General features: G+C 63.4%; 8 protein-coding genes. 2 read left to right on the top strand and 6 right to left on the bottom strand.

Annotated features, from left to right (window positions below; genetic code table 11):
* The first annotated feature begins 156 nt into the window (after positions 1-156).
* Both FWD29_09440 and FWD29_09445 read left to right on the top strand, forming a co-directional pair.
* Entirely contained in the window at positions 157-609 is a 453-nt protein-coding gene (locus tag FWD29_09440) for an XRE family transcriptional regulator (protein ID MCL2804153.1), read from the top strand.
* Positions 606-944 carry a DUF86 domain-containing protein gene (locus FWD29_09445; protein ID MCL2804154.1) on the top strand — a complete coding sequence of 113 codons (339 nt, stop codon included), beginning with the start codon at positions 606-608 and terminating at the stop codon, positions 942-944. The genes FWD29_09440 and FWD29_09445 overlap by 4 nt, the downstream gene beginning before the upstream one ends.
* Before the next feature lie 10 nt (positions 945-954).
* Here FWD29_09445 and FWD29_09450 read toward each other — a convergent pair whose 3' ends face one another.
* The 6 genes from FWD29_09450 to FWD29_09475 form a co-directional block, all read right to left on the bottom strand.
* Entirely contained in the window at positions 955-1,362 is a 408-nt protein-coding gene (locus FWD29_09450; GenBank protein ID MCL2804155.1) for a PIN domain-containing protein, read from the bottom strand.
* Complete coding sequence (locus tag FWD29_09455; GenBank protein ID MCL2804156.1) at positions 1,359-1,598, bottom strand: type II toxin-antitoxin system prevent-host-death family antitoxin; 240 nt, start codon at positions 1,596-1,598, stop codon at positions 1,359-1,361. Before FWD29_09455 ends, FWD29_09450 begins: the two co-directional genes overlap by 4 nt.
* A 70-nt stretch (positions 1,599-1,668) precedes the next feature.
* Positions 1,669-2,703 (bottom strand): NUDIX hydrolase, encoded by a 1,035-nt coding sequence (locus FWD29_09460; protein ID MCL2804157.1) that lies wholly within the window; start codon positions 2,701-2,703, stop codon positions 1,669-1,671.
* Between the two features lie 17 nt (positions 2,704-2,720).
* On the bottom strand, positions 2,721-4,853 hold the full coding sequence (locus FWD29_09465) for an RNA degradosome polyphosphate kinase (GenBank protein MCL2804158.1): 2,133 nt from the start codon (positions 4,851-4,853) through the stop codon (positions 2,721-2,723).
* A gap of 82 nt (positions 4,854-4,935) precedes the next feature.
* Entirely contained in the window at positions 4,936-6,081 is a 1,146-nt protein-coding gene (gene mshD, locus FWD29_09470; GenBank protein MCL2804159.1) for a mycothiol synthase, read from the bottom strand.
* 10 nt (positions 6,082-6,091) lie between these two features.
* On the bottom strand, positions 6,092-6,730 hold the full coding sequence (locus FWD29_09475; protein MCL2804160.1) for a hypothetical protein: 639 nt from the start codon (positions 6,728-6,730) through the stop codon (positions 6,092-6,094).
* Positions 6,731-7,256 lie beyond the last annotated feature (526 nt).

Below are 7,256 nucleotides of genomic sequence, written 5' to 3' on the forward strand. Positions count from 1 at the left end.
AGACGCGTCACGCCATGGGCTGTGGATAACTCCAGCAGTTGTGTACGGCATCGTGGTCGCCGGCAGAGGCACGGCACATCGTTGCCCCGTCAACATCCGGATCAACAAGTGCCTCAGGGCCTTGCCGGGCTGATATGCCCGGCATATCATGGGGCCATGTCGACCGCAGAGAAGCTTAAACAAGCCCGGACGAGCGCGGGCCTAACCCAGCGAAAGCTGGCCGCGCTGACCGGGATTGCGCAACCGCGGATCGCCGCCTACGAGACAGGCAGAGTTTCACCGACCAGCCAGACCGAGACGCGTCTGCTGAAGGCACTTCGGCTGCGACCGTCGGTCGTACTGGACCGGCAGCGTGCTGACGTAATAGAGGTTTTCGCCCGCCACGGGGTGGAAGACGTGCGACTGATCGGATCTGTGGCAAGAGGTGAAGACGAACCGGACTCGGATATTGACTTCTTGGTGCGCTTCCCCTCGGGCTTCGACTTGCTGGATCTGGTTGCACTGGACCAAGGCCTGCGGGAAGTCCTGAACATCGAGGTCGACCTCGTTTCGGAAGCCGGCGTAGGCAGAGCTACGGCGGCGGCACTGGCGGAGGCGCGGCCGCTGTGACGGACTTGACCGAAAAAGACACTCGGCATGTCGCCGACATCCTGCACTTCGCTGGCTTGGCTGATCGACTAGTGGCTCAGGGGCAGGCAAGTTACTTTGCAGCCGGCGACCAGGCCGAGCTCAACCGGCACGCCGCGGTGGGGCTAATCATCAGCATCGCCACGGCAGCTGCCCGCCTTTCTAACGAGTTCGTCGAGGCCCATCCGCAGGTGCCCTGGCAGCAGATCCGCGGCATGCGCAACCTACTGGCGCACCGCTACGAGTCCATCAACGACGACTTAGTCTGGGCCACCCTTGCCAAAGCCATCCCCAACCTGGCCAAGGCACTTATGTGATCTGACTGTTTCACTGCGGTGGGAGAGGGACAACTTCGATCCCGGTCACCGCCGCGAAGTCGCGGGGGTTGAAGGTGAATAGCGGCAGGCCGGCCGCCTTGGCAGTGGCGGCGATCAGGGCATCGAAGGCTCTGGCCTTGGGTTTTGAACCGGCACGGCGAATGTCGGCAGCAACCTGCGCAAAAGCTCGCGCCGCAGCAGCGTCGAAGGGTAGTGGATCGCCTAGGTCTGCCTCGGCCTGCTGGACCTGGGCCAGGCGAGCAGCCCGCTCCTGTTCGTTGGCGGCGACCAGTGGCCCAACCGAAAACTCAGCTAGCGTGACCGCGCAAATGACAACTTCATCCGGCAGGTCGGCCGGCTCAAGTTCGCCCATTCGCAGGACGGCCGAGGTATCGAGCAGGCCGGTTTTGTGCCTCACAGTGACTGGTCCAAGATGCCGTCAATGTCGCGGCGCAAGCGCTCCGGGTCGACCCGGGGTAGCCGCCTGGCCCGCGCAACCAACTGCGGCGTTGACAAGCTTCGCCGGCCAAGCGGACGGAGTTCCGCCACCGGGCTGCCGTCTCGTGTGACTGTTAGCGTCTCGCCGCGCTCAACCCGGTCCAGCACCCGTCCACCTTGGTTGCGCAGCTCTCGCACGCTCACACCAGTACTCATGAGCTCAGTGTATCACCCGTGAGACTCCAGCCTTAGGCCGCGTTTTCCTTGCCGCCAGGACGCACGAGGCTCAGGTGGGCAGGTGGCGGTCGATGGCGATGACGCGGCCGCGGCGGTGGCCGGTGGCAACGACGTGAGCCACGGCCATTTCGCCTAGCTCCAGGGCTCCGGGGCCAAGCTGTTTGGCCAGTTTGCCGCCGCCGCCGGCCAGTAGCCGGGCAGTCAATAGTGGCAGCACCGGCCGGTGAGAGCAGACCACGGCGGCGACTTCACCGCCCAACACCCGGTCAATCAGGCGACCGGCCCGGCCCGGCCGGTGGACGGCGTCAGTTTCGGATAGCCAGCGGTTGGTGTTGATCGGCAAGCGAGACCGGCGGGCGTAGGGCCGGACGGTGGCGCGGCATCGGGCCCAGGGTGATGTGACAATTTGCCTAACGCCCAGCGCCGCCAAGGAAGGCACCAAGCCGCGGGCCGCCCGGCGGCCGGCACCGGTCAAAGGCCTTGAGGCGTCAGCCTTAGACCAGGCGGTGCGCGCCATGGCCTCGGTGTGGCGCAGCAGGACTAGAACTCGGGTGTCGAGTGTACCCTTCTGGAAGAACCGCATCAGCTTGACCAGCGGCAACCGGTCAGAAGGATTGGTCAAGCGGCGCAGCGCCCGGCCAGCCTCCAGCCATTCAGACTGATCGATCTCCCTGGGCGAGGCCATAGTGACCGGAGGTCTGGGCCAAACTGATGGCACGTCATCGTCCATGGCCAGGCGAGCGGCCCAATACCTGACCTGCTTCATCCGCCCAGACTTCAACGGATAAACAACCGGAGGCAACGGCCGGCCCAGTACCACCTGGCGGCCGGTCTCCTCCAGCACTTCGCGCCAGGCGCAGGTCAGCAGGGTCTCGCCCGGCTCCAGCTTGCCCTTGGGCCAGGACCAATCGTTGTAGCGCGGCCGGTGGACCAGCAGCACCTCAAGCTGGTCCTTGACCACCCGCCAAACCAATGCGCCGGCCGCCAGTTGCGGCGCCGCCGTCAAGGCAGCCTGGGCGGCGTGGGTCTTATCCAGCGGCCCGACTTCCGGATCGCCGCTGGCCAACCGCTCGGGTTTGGTCATGGGCGGGCGGGCCTTGGCTAGTGCACCCTGGCGCCGCTGCGGCGCCTTCGAGCCATGTATAGGTCCTGAATATCAGCCAGAGGTTTGCCGTTCTTGTCGAATCGTAAGGCGGCGTACTGGCCGTCCGGACCCATCTCCCAGGCGGCTGTGCCGGCGTCCATCGACAGCTTGAGCATGTCCAGCAATTCGGTGATGTGGCCCGGATCGCTCACATTGACCAGGGTTTCGACCCGCCGGTCGAGGTTGCGGTGCATTAGATCAGCCGAACCGATCAGAACATCTGGCGACCCATCGTTAGCGAAGGCGTAGACGCGGGCGTGCTCCAAGAAGCGTCCCAGAATTGAGCGCACCCGGAGGTTTTCGCTCAGCCCAGGTACCCGGGCCTTGACCGCGCAGATGCCGCGGATGACCATATCGACCCTGACGCCGGCCTGTGAGGCCCGGTAGAGCGCGTCAATGGTCTTTTCGTCGACAATCGAATTGATCTTGAACTGGATCCAAGCCTCTTTGCCAGCTTTATGGTTCTTGATTTCGCGGTCAATCCGGCTGAGCAGGCCCTTGCGAATCGAGGTTGGCGCCACCAAGAACCGATCAAAAGTCGAGGCCGGCGCAAAACCGGACAGCTGGTTAAACAGCCGGGTGACGTCCTGGCCAACTTCCGGGTCGCAGGTCAGCAGCCCCAAATCCTCATACAGCCGGGCGGTCTTGGGGTTGTAGTTGCCGGTGCCAACATGGCAATACCGCCTCAGCCCGCCGGATTCCAGCCGGACCACCAACATCAACTTGCAGTGGGTCTTGAGCCCAACCACCCCGTAGACCACATGGACGCCGGCGTGCTCGAGCTTCCTGGCCCAGCTGATATTGGCCTCCTCATCGAAGCGGGCCTTCAGCTCGACCAGGGCCAGTACCTGTTTGCCGGCTTGGGCGGCATCGATCAGTGAATCGACAATTGGCGAATCGCCCGAGGTCCGGTACAGCGTTTGCTTAATGGCCAGCACCTTAGGGTCGGCCGCTGCTTGGGCCAAAAAAGTCTGAACCGAGGTCGAAAACGAGTCGTAGGGATGGTGCAGCAGCACATCACCGGACCTGACCGCCGCCAAAATGCTGCGTGGTTCAGAGCTTTCGACCTCCGCCAGCTTGGGGTGGGTGGCGGAAACGAACTTGGGGTAGCACAACGAGGGAATGTCGAGGTCCGCCAGCACGTTGAGCCCGCGGTAGTCGAGCGGCTCTGGCAGCTCGTAGACCTCTTTTTCGGTAATGCCCAGACCCCTGAGCAGGAAGGAGCGAGCCTGTTCGCTGATACCTTTAGCCACTTCTAGGCGGATTGGCGGGCCAAAACGCCGCCGCAGTAGCTCCTTCTCCATGGCTTTGAGCAGGTTTTCGGCATCGTCCTCTTCGACCTCAACATCCTCGTTGCGGGTGACGCGGAAGGTGTAGTGAGATTCGATTTCCATACCCGGGAAGAGTTCATCTAAGTGGTTGGAGACCACGTCCTCGAGTGGCACAAAATGGGCCGGTCCGCGACCCAGGGCGGCCGAGCCTGGCTCGCGAGCCTTGCCCTTGGCGTCAACGGCAATGAAGCGTGGCAGGGTCTCAGGGATTTTCACCCTGGCGAACAGGGCCTTGCCGGATTCGCCCTTCAGTATCACCACCAGGTTGAGTGACAGGCCTGAAATATAGGGGAAGGGGTGGGCCGGGTCGACCGCCAGCGGCGTCAATACTGGAAAGATGCGCCGCCTAAAGTACTTGGCCAGCCGGTCATGTTCGGAGGTTTCGAGCTGATCCCAATGCACCAGGGAAATACCGTGTTTGGCCAGTTCCGGCTGGATCTGCTGGTCAAAACAGGCAACCTGCCGGCCAACCAGTTCATGCGTCTTTTCCTGAATGGCATCGATCAGCTGGCGCGGCGCTAGGCCGCTTGCCGCCACCACGGCCATACCGGTGTCGATGCGCCTTTGCAGTCCGGCTACGCGCACCATAAAGAATTCATCGAGGTTGGAGCTGAAGATCGACAAGAACCGGACTCGCTCTAACAGCGGCAGGTTCGGATCCTCGGCCAGCTCCAAAACCCGTTGGTTAAAGAGCAGCCAGCTCAGTTCGCGGTCGAAGAAACGGTCGGCTGGTAATGAAACGCGTTTTGTGGTGGGCATGGGGGAATTGTGTCACGCTGGGCGCATCTTTGCGCGGGAATTGGACGAACCTGGCCCGCCCGGACCGTTCTACTCAGGCCGGTTAGCGGTGCGCGCTGACCCGGCGGGCGTATTGGACGTGGCGCTGGCTCGTCTCGAAACCCTGGCGCCGGTAGGCCGCCAGTGCCGGAGCGTTGTCGGCTTCGACGTAGAGGTCGATTTGACTTACGCCGGCTTTGGCTAGTCGCTCCAGACCTCGAGCGAGCAAGGCGGTGCCCAGGCGCCGGCCTTGGGCTTCAGGGTGGACGCCGATGGCGTAGATCTCGCCCAAATAGCGTGCCCCAGTGCCTCCGTCACTCTGGCCTGGTTGGCCCGCGGCGCTCGGGTCTCGTTGCCCCCTGTCACTAGATGGGAGTGGCCCACTTGTTGTTTGGCTGGCGCTCGCCGGTGCGGACTCGGCTGTCACCTTGGTCCAGATGTAGCCAAGGTAGTTGGAGCCGCCGGACTGGTCCCTGAGCAACCAGAAGCCTTCCGGGTCGAACCAGTCCTGGTCCATCCGCCAGGCCAGGTCTTGTTCGGTCAACTGGCCCTGTTCAGGATGACCGGCGAAGGCGGCGGCGTTCAGTTCGACCCAAGCTGCCTCGTCACTGCCGGGCGTGAAGCGATGCCACTGTGTGCCCGGTGGCGGCTGGGCGGTTGTCTCGGTCCACGCGGTGTCAACCGGGGCTGTCATTTTGACCATCTGGCGCACTGGGACTAAATCGAGGCGTCTGGCCGCGGCCTGCGCGGCGGGCAGGTCGCCGTGAGCCCACCACCTGGTTTGACGTTGGCTGCCCGGCGAGGTACGACTAACGCCGCCGGCTGTGTCGTGTGCGTTGGCCGCTTCGCGGCTGGTAGCGGGCATCTGGCTAGTGGGGGCTGACCTAGTCCCAGGACGGGCGTGGTCAATTCCGCCTTCGAGGCAGTGGCCAATCATGGCGCTGGCCACGCCCTGGCGCCGGTGGTGCGGGTGGACCGCCAACTCAACACTGTCGCTGGACACCTCGCCCTGTGCGTATCCGGCCAGGTGGCCGTCAATCCAGGCCAGTAGGTGGACGGCGGTGGGACTACCGCTGGTCAGAGCCTGGATTTGGACCTCGCCAAAGGCATCAATTCCGTCGCAGCGGCCCACTTCTTTGGTGAGGTTGAAGGCCAGGTGTTGTTCGGCATCGGGCAACTGGCCAAAACACGTTTCGAGGCGGAAGTCCAAGGCGCCGCCTCTAGGCCAAAGTGCCGGCTCGCCAGCGAATGGCGGCCTGTTCAAGGTCTTCGGCCACGCCCAGCAGGGAGCCAGCCCGGCGCGTGACGCGGCGGGCCGCGGCCGGGCGAGTCAACTCGATCCAGTCGGCGTCGATAGCGGCACCGGTCGAGACGACGCGGGCGAAGGCGGCGGCCCGCTCCAGGGCGACATCGAGCTCGCCAGTGAACACGCCTGACAGAACCGAGTCCGCTAGCTGGCTCATTTCCTGCGGCCCGGGTGGCTGTGCGGCGCCGGCCACCACATGCGCCACTTCCTGGCGTCTCATGCCCAGGCGGTAGCGTTCGGCCACCGTGTCCGGGTCACGCCTGACCCATTCTCGTAGAAGGTAAACCCGCCACAGCGCCCCTGGTAACGAATCGCCGGGGGCGTTGGCCCAAAGCGTGGCGACCGGCTCGACACCTTCGTTTTCGACCAAGCTAACCAGACGTTCAACCAACTCCGGGTCGTCGCTGGCAGCCTGGCGGGCTTGGGCAACCAAGGCCGCGGCAGAGGAATGAGCCAGTTCGGAGCTGGCTGCCGGGTCGACTCCGCCTTGGAGCTGGTCGAACTCCTGCGGATCAATCATGGCCGGCCGGTGGAACTTCCTCGATTGGTTCATGCCTTACAGCCTATGCTGCGGCCGTGCCTCAACGTTTTCACAGTGCCGGACCGGCAACTCTGTCCCAATTCCGGTCCACGGGCTGTTTTTGCTTTCTATTGGGCCGGTCCGTTGTCTGCTCAGTCGGTCCGCTGACCGCCCGTCCGGAGCGACCTGAACGGCCAAGTGACTTCCACCAATCGACCTGAACGGCTCACTTACTGGTGGGAATCGACCTGAACGGCTCATTTACTGGTGGGAATCGACATGAACGGTTCAACTACTGGTGGGAATCGACCTGAACGGCTCAATCATTGCCCCTGAGCGTTTGCCAAGGTGGGAGGAAAACGCGGTCATCGAATCGTTCAAGTCGCTTGCCGGGAATCATCGAGGTGTTCAGGTCGATTGGCCGGTGTGATTCAAACGTTCAAGTCGCTTGCCGGAAGTCATCAAGGTGTTCAGGTCGATTGGCCGGTGTGATTCAAACGTTCAAGTCGCTTGGCGGGAGCCATCGAGGTGTTCAGGTCGATTGGCCGGTGTGGTTCAA

The organism is Micrococcales bacterium (assembly GCA_009784895.1).
Classification (GTDB): Bacteria; Actinomycetota; Actinomycetes; order Actinomycetales; family WQXJ01; genus WQXJ01.

What these genes read in the sequence shown, in the direction of transcription:
- FWD29_09455 (MCL2804156.1), bottom strand. Translation starts at nt 1,598, where the DNA reads ATGAGTACTGGTGTGAGCGTGCGAGAGCTGCGCAACCAAGGTGGACGG.
- FWD29_09465 (MCL2804158.1), bottom strand. Translation starts at nt 4,853, where the DNA reads ATGCCCACCACAAAACGCGTTTCATTACCAGCCGACCGTTTCTTCGAC.
- FWD29_09460 (MCL2804157.1), bottom strand. Translation starts at nt 2,703, where the DNA reads ATGACCAAACCCGAGCGGTTGGCCAGCGGCGATCCGGAAGTCGGGCCG.
- FWD29_09475 (MCL2804160.1), bottom strand. Translation starts at nt 6,730, where the DNA reads ATGAACCAATCGAGGAAGTTCCACCGGCCGGCCATGATTGATCCGCAG.
- FWD29_09440 (MCL2804153.1), top strand. Translation starts at nt 157, where the DNA reads ATGTCGACCGCAGAGAAGCTTAAACAAGCCCGGACGAGCGCGGGCCTA.